Here is an 18,499-nt window from a genome sequence, read left to right on the forward strand (position 1 = left end):
GCACACCGTCGCCCCGGCAGGGTCGGGCCGGCGGAGAGAATGGCGCGATCCGCCCGCTCCCATGACCCCCCTGAAGGCCCTTCGCGAGCAGCTGGGCAAGCTGCAGCGCCTGGCCCAGCCCTACTTCCTGCCCCTCGACGAAGGTGGCGGTGGCAGCGGCCAGTTCCTGCTCCTGGTGGTGGCCCTGCTGGCGGTGGTGGTGGGCTTCACCCTGCTGCTGCTCACCGGCGTGGTGGCGGCGGCCGGTGCCTGGATCCCCGAGCTGCGCAACCGCTTCCTGCCCGGGGTTCCCGAGCAGGTGGCGGCGGTCTGGAAAGGGCCGATCGGCCTCGTGATCATGGTGCTGTTCGCCGCCGGCCTGGGCGCCTTCATCAGCCTGCGGGCCAAGCTGCGCCAGGGGCGCTGGCTGCCCTGGCTGCTGCTCGGCATCATTGCCCTGCTGATCCTGGTGATCAACGGCATCAACGTCGGCATCAGCTTCATCGCCCGGAACATCGAGAACGCCCTGGTGGCGTACAAGGCGGAAGAGTTCTGGAAGATCGTGGCGATCTACGCCTTCTGCCTGGTGCTGGCCCTGCCGATCCGCGCCATCCAGAGCTACCTGATTCCCAAGCTGGGTCTGCTGTGGCGGGAGTGGCTCAGTGGCCGCATGCTGGGCCGCTATCTCACCAACCGGGCCTACTACGTTCTCAACCCCAACGATGAATCCGTTGAGGAGATTGATAACCCGGACCAGCGGATCTCCCAGGATGCGGCCAGTTTCACCGCCACCAGCCTGAGCGTGACGGTGGAGATCATCTCCGCCCTGCTCACCTTCTTCAGCTTCATCATCGTTCTGTGGAGCATCAACCAGACCCTGGCCCTGTGGCTGCTCGGCTATTCGGTGGGCGGCACGGCCCTGATCGTGTTCGCCAGCCGCAAGCTGGTGAATCTGAACTATCAGCAGCTGAAACTGGAGGCCGATTTCCGCTACGGCCTGGTTCACATCCGTGACAACGCCGAATCGATCGCGTTCTATCGGGGCGAGCGTCAGGAGCAGAAGGAGGGCGAACGGCGCCTTGACGGGGTGATCGTCAACTACAACCGGCTGATCATCTGGGAAGCGTTGATCAGCGTCATCCAGCGCTCCTACGACTACTTTTCCCGCTTCCTGCCCTGGTTGGTGATCGCGCCGATCTACTTCGCCAAGCAGGTCGACTTCGGTGTTTTTGGCCAGGCCAGCATTGCCTTCTCCCAGGTGCTGTTCTCGGTCAGCTACATCGTCAACAACATCGACCGGCTGGCGGCCTTCTCCGCCTCCATCAGCCGCCTCGAGGGCTTCCAGGGCAAGGTGGAATCGATCAGCGCCGAGATGGCCGAATTCGTGGCCGCCGAGCAGGCCTCCGCCGGGGGCGCCATGGGTGCCGGGGCCGGCGCCGTGCGCCCCGAATCGATCCTGGTCAGCAACGTGAACCTGGTGCCGCCCCGCACCAACCGCCTGCTGGTGCGCGACCTCAGCCTGGAGGTGACCGCCAACCAGCGACTGCTGGTGGTGGGCCCGTCGGGCTGCGGCAAGACCTCCTTCCTGCGGCTGGTGAGCGGCCTCTGGCCGCCGGCCGCCGGCAACGTGCAGCGGCCGCCGGTGGGGGAGCTGATGTTCATCCCCCAGAAGCCCTACATGCTGCTGGGCAGCCTGCGGGAGCAGCTCTGCTACCCCCAGCCCACCGACCGCTTCAGCGACGAGCAGTTGCGCCATGTGCTCGAAGAGGTGCGTCTGCCCGAGCTGGTGCACCGCTACCCCGACCTCGACATCAAGCAGGACTGGCCCCGCCTGCTCTCCCTCGGCGAGCAGCAGCGCCTGGCCTTCGCCCGCCTGCTGCTCAACTCGCCCCGGTTCGTGGTGCTCGATGAGGCCACCAGTGCCCTCGACGTGGCCACGGAGAAGGCCCTCTACGAACTGCTGGTGGAGCGGGAGATGGCCTTCGTCAGCGTCGGCCACCGCCCCACCCTCACCGCCTACCACGACACGGTGCTGGAGCTCGATGGCAACGGCGGCTGGCGCCTGCTTCCGGCCGCCGGCTATACCTTTGGCCGCCAGGACTGATCCGATGAGCGACCCTTCCGCCACCCCCTCAGCCGACGCCCCACCGGCGGCCGCCACACCCCCGGCCACCAGCGCCACCACCTCCGAGGTGCCGGCCTTCGGCTGGAGCGGCTACGCCGAGCGGGTCAACGGCCGTTTCGCCATGCTCGGCTTCGTCGCCGTGCTGCTGGTCGAGGCCCTCAGCCACGACACCTTCCTGCACTGGGCGGGCCTGGTGCCCTGATCAGGGCACCGCGATCAGGTCCACCTGCCACTGGCCCTGGCGGCTCACCTCCACCGCCAGCTCCCGGCCGTCGGCCCGCAGGGATACCCGGCGCGGCACGCCGGGGGGCTGCAGCGGCACCGGCTGCAGGGCCATCAGGTTGCGGCGGTAGAGCACCAGCTCGGTGCGGCCCTCCAGCTGGCGCACCAGGGCCAGCCGCTCGCCACGGCCATCCACCGCCACGCTCAGGGGCTGGGCGTCGGGGCGCTCCAGGCCCGGCAGGGGCACCGGCTGCTGGCGCTGCAGGTCCACCAGCTCCACCCGGTCGCGGCCGCCCCTGCTGACGATCAGGGCCAGCCAGTCGCCGGAGAGGGAGGGGGCCCGGGCGGGGCCGGCCGCCTCGAGGCGCTGGTTGAGGCCCACCAGGGGCTGGGGCAGGGGCGCCAGGCAGCCCGTCAGCAGCAGCGGCAGCGCGCCCGCCAGCGCCACCATCCGACCCAGCCTGCCGTGGCCGTGTGTCATGGGGTGGCCGCCGGAGCCCCGCGCACCGGCAGGCCGGCGGGGAGGTCGGGCTCCAGCAGGGCGGTGAGGTCGTACAGCTGCACCCGGGAGCGGCCGTCCCCCTCGGTGGCGATGGCGATGCGCCGGCCATCGGCGGCCAGGCTCAGGCTTTCCGGCACCAGGCCGCCGGGCAGGGGCAGACGGTGCAACCGTCCACTGGCCCGATCCTCGATCAGCACCCGGCGCTCCGGGCCCTGCTGCACCAGCAGGGCCAGATAGCGGCCGTTCCAGCTCAGGGAGGGCGACCTGTGTGGTTGCAGCCGCTGCAGGTGGCGCAGGGGCAGCACCGTGCCGGAGGGCTGCTCCTGCAGCAGCACCGTGTCGCGGCCGTCGCGGCGCACCACACTGGCCAGCACCCGGCCGTTGCCACTCAGGGCTGGATCCTGGCGGTCGGCTCCGCCCCAGCCCACCGGACCGGCGCTGCGCCGGCCCCAGCTCCAGCTGCCGCAGCCGGAGAGCATCAGGGCCACTAGCCCCAGAACCAGCAGGGTGGGGCCGCGCCGCGGTCGCTGAAGGGGCCGGGGGTTCAGCGGCTCAGTCGTCGAAGCGGGAGTTGTTGTCCCGGCTGCCGGCGGGAGGGCCGGCTGGGGGGTCTCCCGCCGGTGGCCGGGCGCTTTGGCTGGTTGGACGGGGCCGGCCGCCGGCCATGGGGGAGAAGTCGGCATCACTGACGTCGTCGGGAACCGCGCCGCGAATCGATGTGCCCATGGGCGTGCCCTGGGGTGCCCCCGGGCGGCCAGGCTCCCGGGCGGCTGGGCTGGCAGGCCCAGGAGGCGTGGAGCCCCGGCGTCCGGAGCGGGAAGCGGTGTCGGCGGCGGCCACCGGGCGGGAGCCGCGGCGGGGTTCCGGGGCGCTGTCCCGATCGCGCCTGCGGGCGCCGAAATCGGCAGCCTGGGAGCGACCGGAGCCACCGGCGGCATAGCGGCCTGCGGTTCGGTCCTGGCGGTCGTCGATGGGATCGCGTTCCGGACGGCTGGAGGCACGCTCGGCGCGGGGGTTGTCCCAGGCGTCGGGCTCCTCCCGGCGGCTGGCGGCGCGCTCCGGGATGGCGGCGCGGCTGGGACGGCGCGGCCGGTAGAAGTCGTCCTCGGCTTCGTCGCGGGAGGGGATGCGGCGCCGCAGGGGCTCCGGCTCATCGAAGCGGTCCGGCTCGTCGTCGTAGCTGCGACCACCGCCGAGGCCACCCCGCGGCCGGAACGGGGCGGCGGGCTCCTCGTCGTCGAAGTAGGAGGAGCGACGCGCCTGCTCCGTGGTCACCCCACGCAGGCGAACGCTCTCATAGGCGAAGAAAACGGTGGTGCCAGCGAGCAGAAACTGACCGAACTGCAGGATCGGGTCGAGGCGCCAGCCCTGAAAGAAAAGAATGCCGCCACAGAGCAACCCGATGGCGGCGAAAAAGACGTCGTAGTCCCGGGCCAGGGCCGGCTTGAAGCTCCTCATGAAGTAGAGGAAGGCTCCGCCGACCGCCAGGACGATGCCGACGATGCTGGCCCAGTTGAGGCTGGCGTTGACCACGGCGGTTCACCCGGGCGATGGCCCCTACTCTAAGGACCGTACCTGCGCCGTCAGTGACAGCTGAGAAGTGGCAGCTCAGAGACGCCGGTCGAGCTGGTCGTTCTGGCTGATCAGCACCAGGGCGATGGCGATGGGGATCACCACAATCACAGCGCCCCAGCCGAGGCTGCTGAGGAAGTTGGCGAGGGAAGGGGTCATGGCAGGGGTTCGCTCTGGACAGCTCGGGGGATCCTAAGCAGTGGCGGCGGCTTCCTACGATCGGGGTTCAGACGCTTAGAGCTTTGTGACGGCCCTGGCCCTTCCCGCACTGGCGCCCCTGCCCCTGCTGCACCTGGCCCTGGGGTTGGCCCTGGCGGGCTGGACCCTGCTGTTCCTGTTCCGGATCGTCCTCACCTGGTACCCGGGTGTGGACCTCACCAAGGGGGTGATGCGGCTGGTGGGGGCGCCCACCGAGCCCCTGCTGGCCCTCACCCGTCGCCTGATCCAGCCCATCGGCGGGGTGGATGTGACGCCGGTGGTCTGGGTGGGCTTGATCAGCCTGCTGCGGGAACTGCTGGTGGGTCAGCAGGGTCTGCTCACCCTGGCCCTGCTGCGCAGCCAGCTCACCGGTTGAGCATCTCCTCCTCGACGAATTTGGTCCACACCTCACCGCGCTGGAACTCCTGGCGATCCAGCAGGGCCAGGTGGAACTCGATCGTGGTGGGAATGCCCGTGACGGCGCATTCCGACAGGGCCCGTCGCATGCGGCGGATGGCGTGGTCGCGGTCGACCCCCCAGACGATCAGCTTGCCGATCAGGGAGTCGTAGAAGGGGGGAATTTCGTAGCCCGTGTAGACGTGGCTGTCGATGCGCACCCCAGGGCCTCCCGGGGGAAGCCAGCCGGTGATCTTGCCGGGAGCCGGCCGGAAGTTGTGGCTGGGGTCCTCGGCGTTGATGCGGCACTCGATGGCATGGCCGCGCACCTGGATCTGGTCCTGGCGCACGGAGATCGGCTCGCCGCCGGCGATGCGCAGCTGCTCGGCGATCAGATCGATGCCCGTCACCATCTCGGTGACGGGATGCTCCACCTGGATGCGGGTGTTCATTTCCATGAAGTAGAACGCGCCGCTCCTGTCCACCAGGAACTCCACCGTGCCGGCGCCCTCGTAATCGATGCTGCGGGCCGCCGCCACCGCCGCCTCGCCCATGCGGCGTCGCAGCTCCGGATCCAGGCCCGGGCTGGGGGCCTCCTCCAGGAGCTTCTGGTGGCGGCGCTGGATTGAGCAGTCCCGTTCGCCCAGGTGCACCACGTTGCCGTGGCGGTCGGCCAACACCTGCACCTCCACGTGCCGGGGCCGGTCGATGAACTTCTCCATGTAGAGCCCCGGGTTGCCGAAGGCGGCCTCCGCCTCCCCCTGGGCGGCTCTGAACAGGCTTTCCAGCTGATCGGCCGCAGGCACCAGGCGCATGCCCCGGCCGCCACCGCCGGCGGTGGCCTTGATCATCACGGGGTAGCCCATCGTCTCGGCGAGGGCGGCCGCTTCGCTGGGATCCTCCAGCAGCCCTTCACTGCCGGGGATGGTGGGCACACCCACCCGTTGCATGGTGATCTTGGCCGTCGACTTGTCGCCCATGGCCAGGATCGCGGCCGGCGAGGGCCCCACGAAGATCAGCCCGTGGTCGAGGCACTTCTCGGCGAAGTCGGCGTTTTCCGCCAGGAAGCCGTAGCCGGGATGGATGGCGTCGGCGCCGCGGGAGGTGGCGGCCGCCAGGATGTTGGGAACGTTGAGGTAGCTGCGGCTGCTGGGGGCTTCCCCCACGCAGACCGCCTCATCCGCCAGCTGCACGTGCAGGGCGTTTTTATCCACGGTGCTGTAGACGGCCACCGTGGCGATGCCGAGCTCCCGGCAGCTGCGCAGGATGCGGAGGGCGATTTCGCCTCGGTTGGCGATCAGCAGTTTGCCGATGGGCATCCGTGCAGGTCCGGGCGATAAGGGCTGGCGGGGGTGCGGCCATGCCGGGGCGGACTGTATCAGTGCTCACCGGCGGCCCCCGGCGACACGGGCCCTCGGGGCTGGGGGGAGCCCATGGGTATATTGCTCAACCGGTGCGGTGCTTCGGCCTGCGCCAGCCACGCGGATGTGGTGGAATTGGTAGACACGCACGTTTGAGGGGCGTGTGGCTTCGGCCTTGCGAGTTCAAGTCTCGCCATCCGCATTTTTCTTTTCCCGCTCCCGTCCCCCGGAACCTGCGGTTCTCTTGACCCAGCCGTCGCCGGTCTCCGCTCCAGCCGCAGGCACAGCGATCGTGCTGGTCAGCAACGGCCCGGGGGAACTGAGCACCTGGGTGCGGCCCCTGGCCGAGCAGCTCCATGGCCTGGAGCCCCTTCGGCCCCGCGATCCCACCGCCAGCTGCAGCCTGCGGCTGGTGCTCGTGCCCTGCCCCAACGCCACCGGCGCCGAGCAGCGGGTGGCCGAGGGCTGGGGTCTGTTCGAGCGGGTGCTGCCGGCCACCCGCTTCTGGTGGCTGCTGCTGCGGCCCCGTCGCCACGGCCCCTGGCCCAAGCGGGGGGTGGTGGTGTTTCTCGGTGGTGATCAGTTCTGGACCGTGCTGCTTTCGGCCCGGCTGGGCTACCGCCACCTCACCTATGCCGAGTGGGTGGCCCGCTGGCCCCGCTGGAACGACCGCATCGCCGTGATGGGGCCCGCCGCCGCCGGCCGCCTGGCGCCCCGCTGGCGCCAGCGGGCCACGGTGGTGGGGGACCTGATGGCCGATCTTTCGGCCCTGGCCCGCCAGGACGCCCCCCTGCCGGCGGGGGACTGGGTGGCCCTGCTGCCGGGCTCGAAGCGGGCCAAGTTGCTGGTGGGGGTGCCCTTCCTGCTCGAGACCGCCGACCGGTTGGCGGCCCTGCGGCCCGGTTGCCGCTTCCTGCTGCCGGTGGCTCCCACCACCTCGGTGCGGGAGCTGCTGGCCTATGGCGGGCCGTCCAATCCGCTCAACCGGCGCCAGGGGGCCGGCGAGCCCCATCGCCAGGGGGATGAGCTGGTGACGGCGGCCGGCACCCGCATCCTGCTGCTGGAGCAGCATCCCGCCCATGCCGCCCTAAGCCAGTGCGCCCTGGCGCTCACCACGGTGGGGGCCAACACCGCTGAGCTGGGGGCCCTGGCGGTGCCGATGATCGTGCTGGTGCCCACCCAGCATCTGGCGGTGATGCAGGCCTGGGACGGCTGGCTGGGGCTGGTGGCCCGGCTGCCCCTGCTGCGGCGGCTGGTGGGGGTGGCCCTCACCGCCTGGCGCATGCGCCACCGGGGATTCCTGGCCTGGCCCAACATCTCCGCCGGCCGTGCCGTGGTGCCGGAGCGGGTCGGGCCGATCGAACCGGCCCAGATCGCCGCCGAGGCGGCCGACTGGCTGGAGCATCCAGACCGGCTGGCGGCCATGGCCGCCGACCTGCGCAGCCTGCGGGGGGCACCGGGGGCCGTCGCGGCTGTGGCGGCGATGGTGCGGGGTCTGCTGCCGCCACCGGAGCCGTCCGGACGGCCGCTGCGATCTGGATAGGATTTGCTCCACCATCGCCCCCAAGCGGGGTTCCAGGCCATGCCGCAGAGCGAATCCACCCCCCTCCAGAGCGTCGACGAGGCTGACCTGCGGGCCCGGCTGACGCCCGAGCAATACCGGGTGGCCCGCGAGGGGGGCACGGAACGGGCCTTCACCGGTGCCTACTGGAACAACAAGGCCACCGGGATGTACCACTGCGTCTGCTGCGGCAGCGAGCTGTTCAGCTCCGCCACCAAGTTCGATTCCGGCACCGGCTGGCCCAGCTTCTGGTCGGGCGTGGACGCCGGGGCGATCACCACCCACACCGACCGCACCCACGGCATGGAGCGCACCGAGATCCGCTGCGCCAGCTGTGACGCCCACCTCGGCCATGTCTTCAACGACGGCCCTGCCCCCAGCGGCCAGCGCTACTGCGTCAATTCGGCGTCGCTGAGCTTCACGGAGGGCTGAGGCCGCCCACCGGTGAGCTCAGGGGCTCACCAGGGATCGTCGAGGATTTCCGGCTCCACATCCACCGGCTCCTTCGGCCGGGGGGCCGGAGCCTGGGGACGTTCCGCCCGCAGCGGTTGCCGTTCGACCGGGGGCTCCTCCCGATAGCGCTCCCGGTCGTAGCGCTCCTCGTCGTAACGGTTGTCATACCGGGCCGGGTTGCGCCCACTCTCCTGGCCGTAGGGGTCAACCGGTGCGGGACGGGGTTCGGGGCGCTGGCGCGGCTCGGGCAGGTCGTCATCGAGGTAGCGGCGCTGGCGCAGGGGCTCCCGCTCGCGCCGTTCCTCCAACTCCACGTACTCCAGCTCCTCGCTGGGCTGGAAGCTGCGGCTGGCGGCCGGCTGGATGCGCCGCTGCTCCTGGGCGGTGGGTTGGCCGGCGGGCAGCTGGTTCTCGGCGGGAACGGCCCCGGAGCGGAAGCGATCCCGCTCCTCCTGCTCCCAGCTGGCGCCGCCGATGCCGAGCTTCTCCAGCAGGCCGGTGCCCAGCTGCTTGAGCTTCTCCTCGGCCCCCTCGTAGACGATGATCCGGTCCGGGCCGCTGCTGACGACCTCCCCCACCGGCATCTCCCAGGTGCTCAGCACCCCTTCCCCCAGCAGGGGGACGCCGAGGGCCCCGATCACCAGGGTGGTGAGCTCACCGGTTTCGATGTCGAAGCTGAAACCGAGCACCCGGCCGAGCTGCTCGCCCGATTCGGTGATCACCTGGCAGTTGATGACCTTGCTGTAACGCTCGGGATTGAAGCTTTCGGCCAGGGAATCGACCGAATCCACCAGAATCACGTCCCCCACCTGGCGGATGCGGTCCAGGGGCATCCAGCGGGGCAGGCCTGGCAGGAAACGGGTGAGGGGGTTGTCGCGCAGGCCCAGGGCCACCACCTCGCGCCGGTCGATGTCGACCACCACCTCACCGACGACGCCCAGCCGCCGGCCGGTGTCCCGGGTGATCACCTGGGTACCCATCAGTTCGGATCGCAACCAGAGGCGGTCGCTGCTGGCGGTGGGCTCGGTGGAGGGGGGAATCGGGGAGGTCAAATCCGGAGATCGGGGCTGGACGGCAGGGGGAACGGGAGCGACTTCACGGCCTGGAACAGCCTGGTCGGCCCATTGTGGCCCACGCGGTCGGCTCAGGCCGCCGGCGGCAAACCGACCACCTGGGTATGGGAGCCGCGGGCCTGGGTGACGCCGATGGTGCGGGTGGCCGCGGCGATCATCGGCCGGCGGTGACTCACCACCATGAACTGGGCCTGGTCGGCCTGGGCGGCGATCAGGGCCGCCAGGCGCTCCACGTTCACCCCATCGAGGAAGCTGTCCACCTCGTCGAGCGCATAGAAGGGGGACGGGCGGAAGCGCTGCAGGGCGAACAGGAAGCTCAGGGCGGTCAGGGATTTCTCACCACCCGACATCGAGGCCAGCCGCCGCACCGCCTTGCCCTTGGGGTGGGCCACCAGGGTCAGGCCGCCCTCGAGGGGCTGCTCGGGGTTCTCCAGCTGCAGGTGCCCCTCGCCGTCGGAGAGGCCGGCGAAGATCGTCTGGAAATGGCCGTCCACGGCCCGGAAGGCCTCCATGAAGGCCTCCTGGCGCAGGGTGGCCACCGTTTCGATCCGCAGGAGCAGTTCCTCCCGCTCCTTGCTGAGCACCTCCAGCCGGTCGTCCAGGTCGGCCAGCCGCTGCTCCAGCTGCTCCAGCTCCTCGAGGGCGAGCATGTTGACCGGCTCGAGGGCCTCCATGCGCTGCTGCAGCTGGCGCAGGCTCTGCTGCAGCGCCTCCAGGCCGCCATCGCGCACCTCCTCGCTCAGCGCGGGCCGGGGCTCGGGCAGCTCCCGTTCCATCTGGGCCAGCCGCAGGCCGTGGCTGCGCTGCTCCTCTGCCAGGGCCAGCCGCTCCTCCTGGCGCCGCTGCAGCTCCCACTGGCGCTGTTGCAGGGCCTGGCGCTGGCCGGCCAGGTGGGCTTCGGCCCCATCCCGGGCGCGGCGCCGTTCGCCGAAGCGGGTCTGCAGCTCGCTCTGCTGCCGCTCCAGCCCGCTGCGGCGCTCCTGCTCTGCCTGTTGCCGCTCCTTCCAGAGCTGGCGTTCCCCCACCAGGGCCTGCACCGCCTCCACCAACCGCCGTTCCTCCCCGGCCAGGGCCTCCAGCTGGCTGCCCAGCCGCTCGGCGCCCAGGGCCCGCTCCCGCCGCTCCGCCTCCAGGCCATCCCGCTGGCGCCGGGCCTCCACCAGGGCCAGGTCGGCCCGCTCCAGCTCGCTCTGCAGCCCCTGCCAGCGGGCACTGTCGTCGTTGCCCCTGGCGAGACGCTCGGCCTCCTCCAGCTCCGCCAGGGCCTGGCGCAGGGGGGGCAAGGTCTGATCGAGGGTCTGCATCCGGCGGCCATCGGCCTGAATCGTCTCCTGCAGCTGCTGCAGCCGGCTGCTCACCTGGTCGCGGCGCTGTTGTTGCGGGACCAGGGTGCGCTCGGCGGCGTTGCGTTCAGCCTGCAGGGCGGCCTGGCGCTGCTGCAGTTCCAACAGGACCGGGCGGGCCTCCTCCAGGCTCCGGCCCAGCTCGGCTTCGCGGCGGCGGCAGGCCAGCAGGCTCTCCCCCAGCTCCAGCAGCCGTTGCCGCAGGGGCTCGGCCTCGTCGCCCTCGCTGCTGCGGCCGAAGCCCAGCTGGCCGGAGCGCTGCTGCAGGCTGCCGCCGGTCATGGCGCCGCTCTTCTCCAGCAGTTCGCCTTCCAGGGTCACGGCGCGGCAGCGGCCCAGCTCCCGGCGGGCGTCGGAGAGGGTGGCGAACACCAGGGTGTCGCCAAAGACGTAGCGGAAGACATCGGCATAGACGGGCTCGTGGCGGATCAGCTCCACCGCCCGCCCCACCAGCCCGCCGGCCCCGGCCGAAGCGCCCGGGTTGCCCCGTTGCAGGGCGGCCCCCCCCGAGCCACCGCTGGCGCCACCACTGCCGCCCCGGATGCGGTTGAGGGGCAGGAAGGTGAGCCGTCCGGCGCGGCGGCTCTTGAGCAGCTCGATCGCCCGGGCGGCGATGCGGTCGTCCTCCACCACCACCTGGGCCAGCCGCCCGCCCGCCGCCACCTCCAGGGCCACCCGCAGCCGCTCCTCCACCTCGCCCAGCTGGGCGACCGAGCCGTGGATCCCCTCCAGCCCCGCTTCCAGCAACAGGCGCAGGGCGCCGGTGCCGCGGCTCTCCTGCAGGGTTTCGCGGCGGCTGTCGAGGCGGGCGATCTCCCGTTCCAGGCCGGTCTGTTCCTGCTCCAGCCGCGCCCGGGTGCGCTGTTGCAGCGCCAGGGCCTCGGCCAGCTCCTGGGCCTGCCGCTGGCGATCCCCCAGGCCGGCCAGCAGGGTGCGTTCCTGCTCCGCCAGGGCCGCCAGGGCGGCGGAGCCCTCCGCCTGGGCCGCGTCCTCCTGCTGCTCCTCGCCGCCGAGTTCCTGCAGCCGCTCGCCGGCCTGCCGCAGCCGTTCCTCCAGCTGCTGCCGTTCGGCCAGCAGGGGCGCCAGCTGCTCCTGCAGCTCCTGGCGCCGGCGGCTGCGGCCCTGCTGCTCCTCCAGCCAGCTGCCGGAGCGCCCGGCCACTTCCCCGAGCCGCCGGCGGGACAGCTCCACCGCCGCCTCGGCCTCGCGGCAAAGGGCTTCGGCACGGTCGCTGGCGCCGTCGTCAGCCTGGCCGTCGAGGGCCTGGCGCTGCTGGCGCAACGCGGCCTGGTTCTGCTGCAGCTCCTGGCGACGGCGCTGCAGGTCCTCGGCCTGGTGCCCATGCCGTTCCGCCTGGCGGGCCAGTTCGCGGCCGCTGGTCTCGAGACCGGCCAGTTCGGCCTGCACCGCCAGCAGCTGGTCTTCGCCCAGGGTCTTCACTTCGGCCTGCAGCTTCTCGAGGGCGGCGGCGGCGGCGACCACCTCGGCTTCGACGGCGACGATCGCCTCCCGCTCCTGCTCCTGCTGGCGGTCGAGGCTTTCGAGGCGGCCGGCCAGGGCCAGGCCGTGGGCGCGTGCCTCCTCCCAGGCCAGCACCTGCTCCTGCAGGCGTCCCTGGTGCAGCCGTTCGCGCAGCTCCTGGTAAGTGCGCGCCTTGGCGCAGTCGCGTTCGAGCTTCTGCCGTGCCGCCAGCAGTTCCTGCTCGACGATGCGGCAGCGCTCCTGCCGTTCGACCACTTCATCGAGCTTGCCCCGGCTCTGCTCGATGCGGGAGTCGAACAGGGCCACGCCGGCCAGCTCGTCGATGATGCCGCGCCTGTCGCGGGCACTCATCGACACGATGCGGGTGACGTCGCCCTGCATGACGACGTTGCTGCCCTCAGGATCGACCCGCAGCCGCCGCAGCTGCGTCTGCAGTTGCTGCAGATTGCAGGGCACCCCATCGGCGCTGAAACTGCTGCTGTAGGTGCCGCCGGGGGCCACCCGCAGCCGCCGGGTAACGCTCCACTCCCTCTGGCCCCGCTGCAGCCACGGGCCCTGTTCAGGGACGTCCAGACCGTCTTCGGCGCTGTCCGGCTGCCAGTCGCCGAGGTCGAAGCGCACGGTGACGCTGGTTTCGGCCGCCTTGCCCTCCCGCAGCATGGCGCTGTTGATCAGGTCGGGGAGCCGCTCGGCCCGCATGCCCCGGCTGGTGGCCAGGCCCAGGCAGAAGAGCACGGCATCGAGGATGTTGCTCTTCCCCGAACCGTTCGGCCCCGTGACCACCGTGAAGCCCTCCTGCAGCGGGATGGCCATCGACCCGCCGAAGGATTTGAAGTGGGTGAGCTCAACCTGATTGATGTGAACCAACGGGCTCAGGCATCAGGCAATGGCACTTTAGCCGAGCTGCTGACGAACTCAAGTCACCCTCTCTACGGTGAAGCCACGTCGGCCTCGCCACCACATTCCCCCATGGAAACCGATACCACCCATCCCGCCCCGGACCCCGCTCAGATCGCGGCTCCGGAACCCACAGGGTCAGGTGAGGCCCAGCGCCTGCAGAAGCAGTTCCGGGACCGCTTCGAGAGCCTGCTGCCCAGCATCCAGAAGGAATGGCCCGAGGTGGCCCGCCACACCCTCGAGGCCACCCGGGGCAGCTTCGATCACGTGGTGGAGGTGATCAGCCGCCAGAGCGGCGTCACCGCCACCGGCGTCAAGCAGCAACTGCTGGATCTGGTCAACGTCACCGGTGAACAGGCGGGGCACGTGGTGGACGCGCTGCGCCCCCTGGAGGATCAGCTCGAGCACCTGCTCGATGACCTCAACAGCACCCTGCGGCCCCGGATCGAGAAGCCGGTGCGGGAGCGGCCCCTGATGGCCCTCGGCATCGCCGCCGGCGTGGGGCTGGTGGTGGGGCTGCTGCTGTCCTCGGGTCGGCGGTCGGCATGAGCGGCCAGAACTTCGCCCGCGTCACGGCGCTGATCAGCTCGGTGATGGACCTGCATGTGCGCATCGCCCTGCAGGAGGCGGATAAGGAAAAGCGGCGCCTGGTGGGCGGTGGGGTGATGCTGGGCATGGGCCTCACCCTGATGACCCTGGCGCTGGTGGCGGCCGAGCTGGTGCTGCTGCTGTGGCTCCGGGACGCTTTCGCCTTGAGCTGGCTGCAGGCCGCGGCGGCCGTGGCCGCCATCGACCTGGTGCTGGCCGGCCTCAGCCTGCGCATCGGCGGCCAGATGCTCAAGGGCCCCTACCTGCCCCAGACCACCGCCGGGCTGGTGCGCACCACACGGGCGCTGACGGGGAAGTTCTGAGCTCAGGTCCAGCGGCATGCCACCGCCAGGTCGGTGGCCACCTGCCGCGACCGCCGGTCCCGCGTCCAGAGCCGGGCCCGGCCGATCAGGGTCGAGGCCAGCAGGTGGGCGTCCAGGTAGCCGAGACCACGCCCCATCAGGGCCTGCGCTTCGATCCGGTGATCCACCCAGACGGAGGTGTCGACAAGGATCACGGCGCCGGCGGGTGGCGGCGGGGGATGGCCTGCAGCTGGGACTCGCTGGCTCCGAGGGCCACGAGCCGTCGGGCGCTCTCCCGTTCCACCAGGGCCACCAAGGCATGCCGCAGCAACTGGCTGCGCTCGCTCACTCCGGAGAGTTCCTGTGCCTGGCGAAGGAGGTCGTCATCGAGGGTGACGGTGGTGCGCATGGGAGAGCAGGGATATCAGGCCTTCGCTGCATTCTTTCAAGCATCATTTGATGCGGTCTGGTCCGAGGCCATGCAGGGGCTCGCACAGGTGGAGTGGCGTCACTTCGATGGCCTCATCCCCGTGAGCTACGGGATACTCAGCCAGCTGCTGCGGAAGCATCACCTGGTCGTGGCCCTCGACAACCGAACGGTCCCAGGCGGGGAGGACCGGGCAGGATGGAACGGCCCTGACTGCCGGGCACTGTCAGGCCCTTCCCATTGAGCACGGGGATTCGCAACGCCCCAGACTTGGATCACACCATCGTCTGGTCCGGCGTCTCACCCCATGGCTGATCCAGGAACCGGCTCCAAAGCGCCAGCCGCTGCCCAGCCCTGGCGGGTGTTGCGTTGGCGAAGCCGCCACCAGGCCTATGTGGAACAGGTGAGTGGGCTGGCGCTGACCCTGATGCGGATCCCGGCGGGGAGTTTTCTGCTGGGGGGGCCTGGAGGCCAGCAGCTGAGTATTGGTGAGTTCCTGATCGGGCAGACCCCGGTCACGCAGGCCCAGTGGCGGGTGGTAGCGGCATGGCCCAAGCAGGAACATGAGCTGGACCCCGAGCCCGCTTCCTTGCGAACTGGCCGTGAAGTAGCTTCCGGCAGCAAAGGTGATGACTTCTTGAATTGGCCGATGGCGAGCGTCAGCTGGTTCGATGCCAGGGAGTTCTGCCTTCGGCTAGCATCAAAAACGGGACGCCGCTACGGCTTGCCAAGTGAGGCGCGCTGGGAATACGCCTCCCGGGCAGGAAGCGTCACCTCGTTCTGCTACGGGGAGGAGTTGCCGAAGGACCTCGCCGCCCATGGCGGATCGCCCAGCGACGGACCTGGGGCGGTGGCCCGCTACCCAGCCAATGCCTGGGGCCTGCACGACGTGCATGGCCTGGTATGGGAATGGTGCTCCGATCACTGGCGGGAGGAGCTGAGCTCAGCGCTTGTGGAGGGAGAACCCTGGCTGGATCCATTCGGCATCGATTCGCCCCACGGAACCCGCCATGTGATGCGTGGCGGCAGCTGGGCAAGTCCAGCTGGCCAGTGCTCTTTCGCCTTCCGCAGCAACGGTGGTCATCCTGGAAACGCCTGGAACCAGAATGGCTTTCGCGTGTGTTGCCTGCCGCCGCAGCGTGCGCAGCCCATGGAGGAGCCTGAGGAGCCACAGATTCCCCTCACGTTGCAACCACTCAATGGCAGGGGCCGCAACGTGATCACGGGCAAGGCCCAGCTCAAACGGGGCGGGAGCGGCCTTTTCGGACTGCGGCTGGACTTCTCCTTGGCCTCAGAGCAGATGCAACGTCTGGAGCGTCTGGAGGTGCGCTATTTCCATGGGCTCACCCCCACCGCCTACGGGGTCCATAGCCAGCGGCTGTCGATCGACGGCGAGGAGCGCCCCTTGGGCCTCGACGGACACCTCACCCCTCCACTGGATTGCCAGCCCGGCCAGGTGCATCACCTGATCTTTGCGGCGGAACTCCTGGGCAGGCCCACCGATGTCGGCTTCGAGGGCACGGATTATGGCCGCGGGCTTGTGAGGCTCGAGGCCAGTCGCTGCCAGAGCGAAGTGCCCTTCTTCCTCAACCCCGGCGGAGAGATGCTGCTCAGTCACGAGCAGGACGCCTGGCACGGTCCAGAGGACTACCACTGAGTATTCATGCAGCAGCAGCCATAGCGGAGGGGATTGGCTAGTTTCTGGGATGTGGTCTTTGGCGTGCGGCGACCCGGCGATGCAGGAACGTACTACCGGTGGCCTGGTCCCAGCAGAGGAGCCCCCTATCCCCCGCCTGGCCCTGTTGCAGCGCAGCCCGGAAGAGTACGGTGAAATGTATGCGCAGCATCTGTTCGAGCAGTACAAGTTGGCGGTGGAGATGGCTGATCGGGTCAGTGCTCGGCGGATGCAGGCCAACACCTTTTTTCTTGGCATCAATACTGGGCTGCTGACTGTGTTCGCTACCCTTGTTAAGGAAAAGCTCCTGGGTGTTGGATGGACAGGGGCTTTGCCCATCGTGGCTTTGCTGATTCTCTGCTATGTGTGGTGGCGGATCGTGAATAGCTATCGTCAGCTAAATACAGGCAAGTACGAGGTGATTCTAGCGCTGGAGAAACTACTGCCTGTCGCCCCCTACCATGCCGAATGGATCGCCTTGGGCGAAGGAAAGAATCCAAGAAAGTATCTTCCCCTCACTCACATCGAAAACTGGGTGCCTCGGCTTTTCGGGCTGCTGTACTTCTTGCTCATGATCGCGGTGCTGGCCTCCGGCCACGGATCTGGCTCGACGCCTCCTGTATGAACACTTTGTCCTCCTTCCCCCAAGCTTCAGGGCGTGCTTCCCTCCAATTTATTGGAGCCATCAAGCTTGATGGTCTCCACTCGACCACTTCTTGTGGCATCAATAAGATCGTTGAAAGGATGCTTCTGCTCGCAAGGGCTAGACCCGCTTTGAAGGATGTGTGGCATTGTTTTCACGTGGCCATGACAAGCTGATTTCGATGCAAGCCACTAGCTTTTATCTCTCCAGTACGTTCCTTGATCTCAGCCGTGAGCGCGAGCTGTTGGCTGAGTATCTTGGTAAATTTGGGCAGATTGATGTTCAGAGCCTATTGGCTAGCCCGGATCGCCCCCTTCAGATGTGTTTGGACGATATTGATCGATGCGACGCTTACATTCTTCTGGTCGGCTCGCGCTATGGGGAGGTTGTTGAGGGGATGGACGGAGAAATGCGTTCAATCACCCACCATGAATTCTGGTGGGCTGCACAACAGAAAAAGCCAATCTTTGCTTTTTTCCTTTGTTATCCGACAGTGGGGCTCAATGATCCAGCGTTGCAGGATTCAGAGGTTAAGGAGCGCCTCATTGAGTTCAAAAAACAGGTGAAGAGTCTTGGGGGAACTCCCGGTTTGGTCCACAAGCGAGACAATTTGATTGGAGAGGTCCTAGCGGCTATCAACCGGCACCTCGGGTTGAGTCTATCCCGCGATCCTCAGACTTTTTATCTTTCACCAAAGAAAGCCACCAATAGCATCGCCCAGGGGACCTTGGCCGGCAAGGATCTCTTCCTGATGATACAGGTAAAGGAAAGGGGTGTGATGTTCGACCTGATTCCGGAAGCCATGGCGGCGAATGCTGAAGGCCTTTTTGAGCCAGTGAATGTGGAGTTCGATCCGGCTTCTGGAGTGGAGATCGGGAGTTTGCCTCAGTACTTGGAAGAGTGGAGCCAGCAGGCTCAGGATTCCCTCTTGCCTGATCAGGCTGATCAGATTGAGGATGTTGTGATTGAGATTTTTCTCTCGGCGGAGATGCTGGCCCATTCTCTCAGCGGCAATGATTCCATTGGCGCGTTTCGCCGCGGAGTTGCTTCGATTGCTGATCAGCCATATGTAGTGCGAACGCTCACGCGGGCACTGGGTCCAAGGATTTTTCACAATAAGTTGCGGAATCGATGGCACAATTCTTCCCGCCATTCTCAGGGACTGCGTGCCTGCTTGCGCTGGCCACTGCCGAATGGATCAACGGATCAGCACCAGGCTCGTCTACAGTTCAAAGCCAGATTGAAAGACATGGATGCCGATAGCTGTCTGCTGTGTCTTGCAGATCTTCCTGCCGATTCGATAGAGGCAGGCAGCCTGATCACGGCGATCCTGGAGGCGCCATTGCCGCTTCTCCTACTCTGGCATGCCTGCAGTGCTGGCCTCAAGGACAGGTTCCGAAACTCCCTTAAGCTCTTGGATCTTGAGGGATTAGCTCCTCCGAAGCTGGGAGACTCCGTTTCTGATGCGGTCTCTGGTCAGGAGAATCCGCCCATCACCCGCTATCCGATCGATGCTCGAGAATGGAGTTCCCTGTCTTTGGCCACTCGGCGACGCAGTTTGTTTGGCCGAGGTGAGAGCTGGGTCGACGATGCGATGCTTTTGGTCGATTGTCCGGATCGCTGGCCCCGCAAGATCCCGGACGTTCAAAGCCGCCCAATGGACCGATTGCAGCTCCGCATCGGACCCTCTGCCTGATTCC

General features: G+C 68.4%; 19 protein-coding genes and 1 tRNA gene. 11 read left to right on the forward strand and 9 right to left on the reverse strand.

Annotated elements, in window-relative coordinates; genetic code table 11:
• Nucleotides 1-61 precede the first annotated feature (61 nt).
• Complete coding sequence (locus tag KBZ12_RS12910; RefSeq protein WP_254958384.1) at nt 62-2,083, forward strand: ABC transporter ATP-binding protein/permease; 2,022 nt, start codon at nt 62-64, stop codon at nt 2,081-2,083.
• 4 nt (nt 2,084-2,087) lie between these two features.
• On the forward strand, nt 2,088-2,306 hold the full coding sequence (locus KBZ12_RS12915) for a chlorophyll a/b-binding protein (protein ID WP_254958385.1): 219 nt from the start codon (nt 2,088-2,090) through the stop codon (nt 2,304-2,306).
• On the opposite strand, the gene KBZ12_RS12920 is transcribed toward KBZ12_RS12915, so the two are convergent.
• The 4 genes from KBZ12_RS12920 to psbX all read right to left on the reverse strand — a co-directional run bounded on the left by KBZ12_RS12920 (nt 2,307) and on the right by psbX (nt 4,559).
• Nucleotides 2,307-2,807, reverse strand: a complete 501-nt coding sequence (locus KBZ12_RS12920; protein ID WP_254958386.1) for a hypothetical protein — start codon at nt 2,805-2,807, stop codon at nt 2,307-2,309.
• On the reverse strand, nt 2,804-3,307 hold the full coding sequence (locus KBZ12_RS12925) for a Tol biopolymer transporter periplasmic protein (protein ID WP_315859313.1): 504 nt from the start codon (nt 3,305-3,307) through the stop codon (nt 2,804-2,806). Before KBZ12_RS12925 ends, KBZ12_RS12920 begins: the two co-directional genes overlap by 4 nt.
• A 73-nt stretch (nt 3,308-3,380) precedes the next feature.
• Complete coding sequence (locus KBZ12_RS12930; RefSeq protein ID WP_254958387.1) at nt 3,381-4,361, reverse strand: Ycf66 family protein; 981 nt, start codon at nt 4,359-4,361, stop codon at nt 3,381-3,383.
• A 75-nt stretch (nt 4,362-4,436) separates the two neighbouring features.
• On the reverse strand, nt 4,437-4,559 hold the full coding sequence (gene psbX, locus KBZ12_RS12935; protein ID WP_216909263.1) for a photosystem II reaction center X protein: 123 nt from the start codon (nt 4,557-4,559) through the stop codon (nt 4,437-4,439).
• 85 nt (nt 4,560-4,644) lie between these two features.
• Here psbX and KBZ12_RS12940 point away from each other — a divergent pair, with 85 nt between their 5' ends.
• On the forward strand, nt 4,645-4,974 hold the full coding sequence (locus KBZ12_RS12940; RefSeq protein ID WP_254958389.1) for a YggT family protein: 330 nt from the start codon (nt 4,645-4,647) through the stop codon (nt 4,972-4,974).
• Here the strand turns inward: KBZ12_RS12940 and accC are convergent.
• On the reverse strand, nt 4,964-6,313 hold the full coding sequence (gene accC / locus KBZ12_RS12945) for an acetyl-CoA carboxylase biotin carboxylase subunit (RefSeq protein ID WP_254958390.1): 1,350 nt from the start codon (nt 6,311-6,313) through the stop codon (nt 4,964-4,966). The two genes, KBZ12_RS12940 and accC, sit on opposite strands and share 11 nt — an antisense overlap.
• A gap of 162 nt (nt 6,314-6,475) precedes the next feature.
• Here accC and KBZ12_RS12950 point away from each other — a divergent pair.
• The 3 genes from KBZ12_RS12950 (at nt 6,476) to msrB (ending at nt 8,348) form a co-directional block, all read left to right on the forward strand.
• Nucleotides 6,476-6,557 (forward strand) — tRNA-Leu (locus KBZ12_RS12950).
• 42 nt (nt 6,558-6,599) lie between these two features.
• Nucleotides 6,600-7,898 carry a glycosyl transferase gene (locus KBZ12_RS12955; protein WP_254958391.1) on the forward strand — a complete coding sequence of 433 codons (1,299 nt, stop codon included), beginning with the start codon at nt 6,600-6,602 and terminating at the stop codon, nt 7,896-7,898.
• A 39-nt stretch (nt 7,899-7,937) separates the two neighbouring features.
• Nucleotides 7,938-8,348 (forward strand): peptide-methionine (R)-S-oxide reductase MsrB, encoded by a 411-nt coding sequence (msrB, locus tag KBZ12_RS12960; RefSeq protein ID WP_254958392.1) that lies wholly within the window; start codon nt 7,938-7,940, stop codon nt 8,346-8,348.
• Nucleotides 8,349-8,374: 26 nt separating this feature from the next.
• On the opposite strand, the gene KBZ12_RS12965 is transcribed toward msrB, so the two are convergent.
• Both KBZ12_RS12965 and smc read right to left on the reverse strand, forming a co-directional pair.
• Nucleotides 8,375-9,421, reverse strand: a complete 1,047-nt coding sequence (locus KBZ12_RS12965) for a PRC-barrel domain-containing protein (RefSeq protein ID WP_254958393.1) — start codon at nt 9,419-9,421, stop codon at nt 8,375-8,377.
• A gap of 92 nt (nt 9,422-9,513) precedes the next feature.
• Nucleotides 9,514-13,134, reverse strand: a complete 3,621-nt coding sequence (gene smc, locus KBZ12_RS12970; RefSeq protein ID WP_254958394.1) for a chromosome segregation protein SMC — start codon at nt 13,132-13,134, stop codon at nt 9,514-9,516.
• Nucleotides 13,135-13,236: 102 nt separating this feature from the next.
• On the opposite strand from smc, the gene KBZ12_RS12975 reads away from it, so the two are divergent.
• Both KBZ12_RS12975 and KBZ12_RS12980 read left to right on the forward strand, forming a co-directional pair.
• A complete protein-coding gene (locus tag KBZ12_RS12975) occupies nt 13,237-13,713 on the forward strand; it encodes a glycine zipper domain-containing protein (RefSeq protein ID WP_254958395.1) in 477 nt (158 codons plus the stop codon).
• Entirely contained in the window at nt 13,710-14,075 is a 366-nt protein-coding gene (locus KBZ12_RS12980; protein WP_254958396.1) for a phage holin family protein, read from the forward strand. The genes KBZ12_RS12975 and KBZ12_RS12980 overlap by 4 nt, the downstream gene beginning before the upstream one ends.
• 2 nt (nt 14,076-14,077) lie before the next feature.
• Here KBZ12_RS12980 and KBZ12_RS12985 read toward each other — a convergent pair whose 3' ends face one another.
• Nucleotides 14,078-14,269: a hypothetical protein gene (locus tag KBZ12_RS12985; RefSeq protein WP_254958397.1), complete on the reverse strand. Its 192-nt coding sequence runs from the start codon at nt 14,267-14,269 to the stop codon at nt 14,078-14,080.
• Complete coding sequence (locus tag KBZ12_RS12990; protein ID WP_254958398.1) at nt 14,266-14,463, reverse strand: type II toxin-antitoxin system VapB family antitoxin; 198 nt, start codon at nt 14,461-14,463, stop codon at nt 14,266-14,268. Before KBZ12_RS12990 ends, KBZ12_RS12985 begins: the two co-directional genes overlap by 4 nt.
• Before the next feature lie 445 nt (nt 14,464-14,908).
• Here KBZ12_RS12990 and KBZ12_RS12995 point away from each other — a divergent pair, with 445 nt between their 5' ends.
• From KBZ12_RS12995 to KBZ12_RS13005, 3 genes are all read left to right on the forward strand, one after another.
• Nucleotides 14,909-16,138: a formylglycine-generating enzyme family protein gene (locus tag KBZ12_RS12995; protein WP_254958436.1), complete on the forward strand. Its 1,230-nt coding sequence runs from the start codon at nt 14,909-14,911 to the stop codon at nt 16,136-16,138.
• 145 nt (nt 16,139-16,283) lie between these two features.
• The gene (locus KBZ12_RS13000) at nt 16,284-16,781 is read left to right on the forward strand and encodes a hypothetical protein (protein ID WP_254958399.1); all 498 of its coding nucleotides are present in this window, start codon (nt 16,284-16,286) and stop codon (nt 16,779-16,781) included.
• A gap of 160 nt (nt 16,782-16,941) precedes the next feature.
• Complete coding sequence (locus tag KBZ12_RS13005; RefSeq protein ID WP_254958400.1) at nt 16,942-18,495, forward strand: DUF4062 domain-containing protein; 1,554 nt, start codon at nt 16,942-16,944, stop codon at nt 18,493-18,495.
• Nucleotides 18,496-18,499: the final 4 nt, after the last annotated feature.

It is taken from the genome of Cyanobium sp. Cruz CV13-4-11 (assembly GCF_024346055.1).
In the GTDB taxonomy this organism is placed as follows: domain Bacteria; phylum Cyanobacteriota; class Cyanobacteriia; order PCC-6307; family Cyanobiaceae; genus Cyanobium.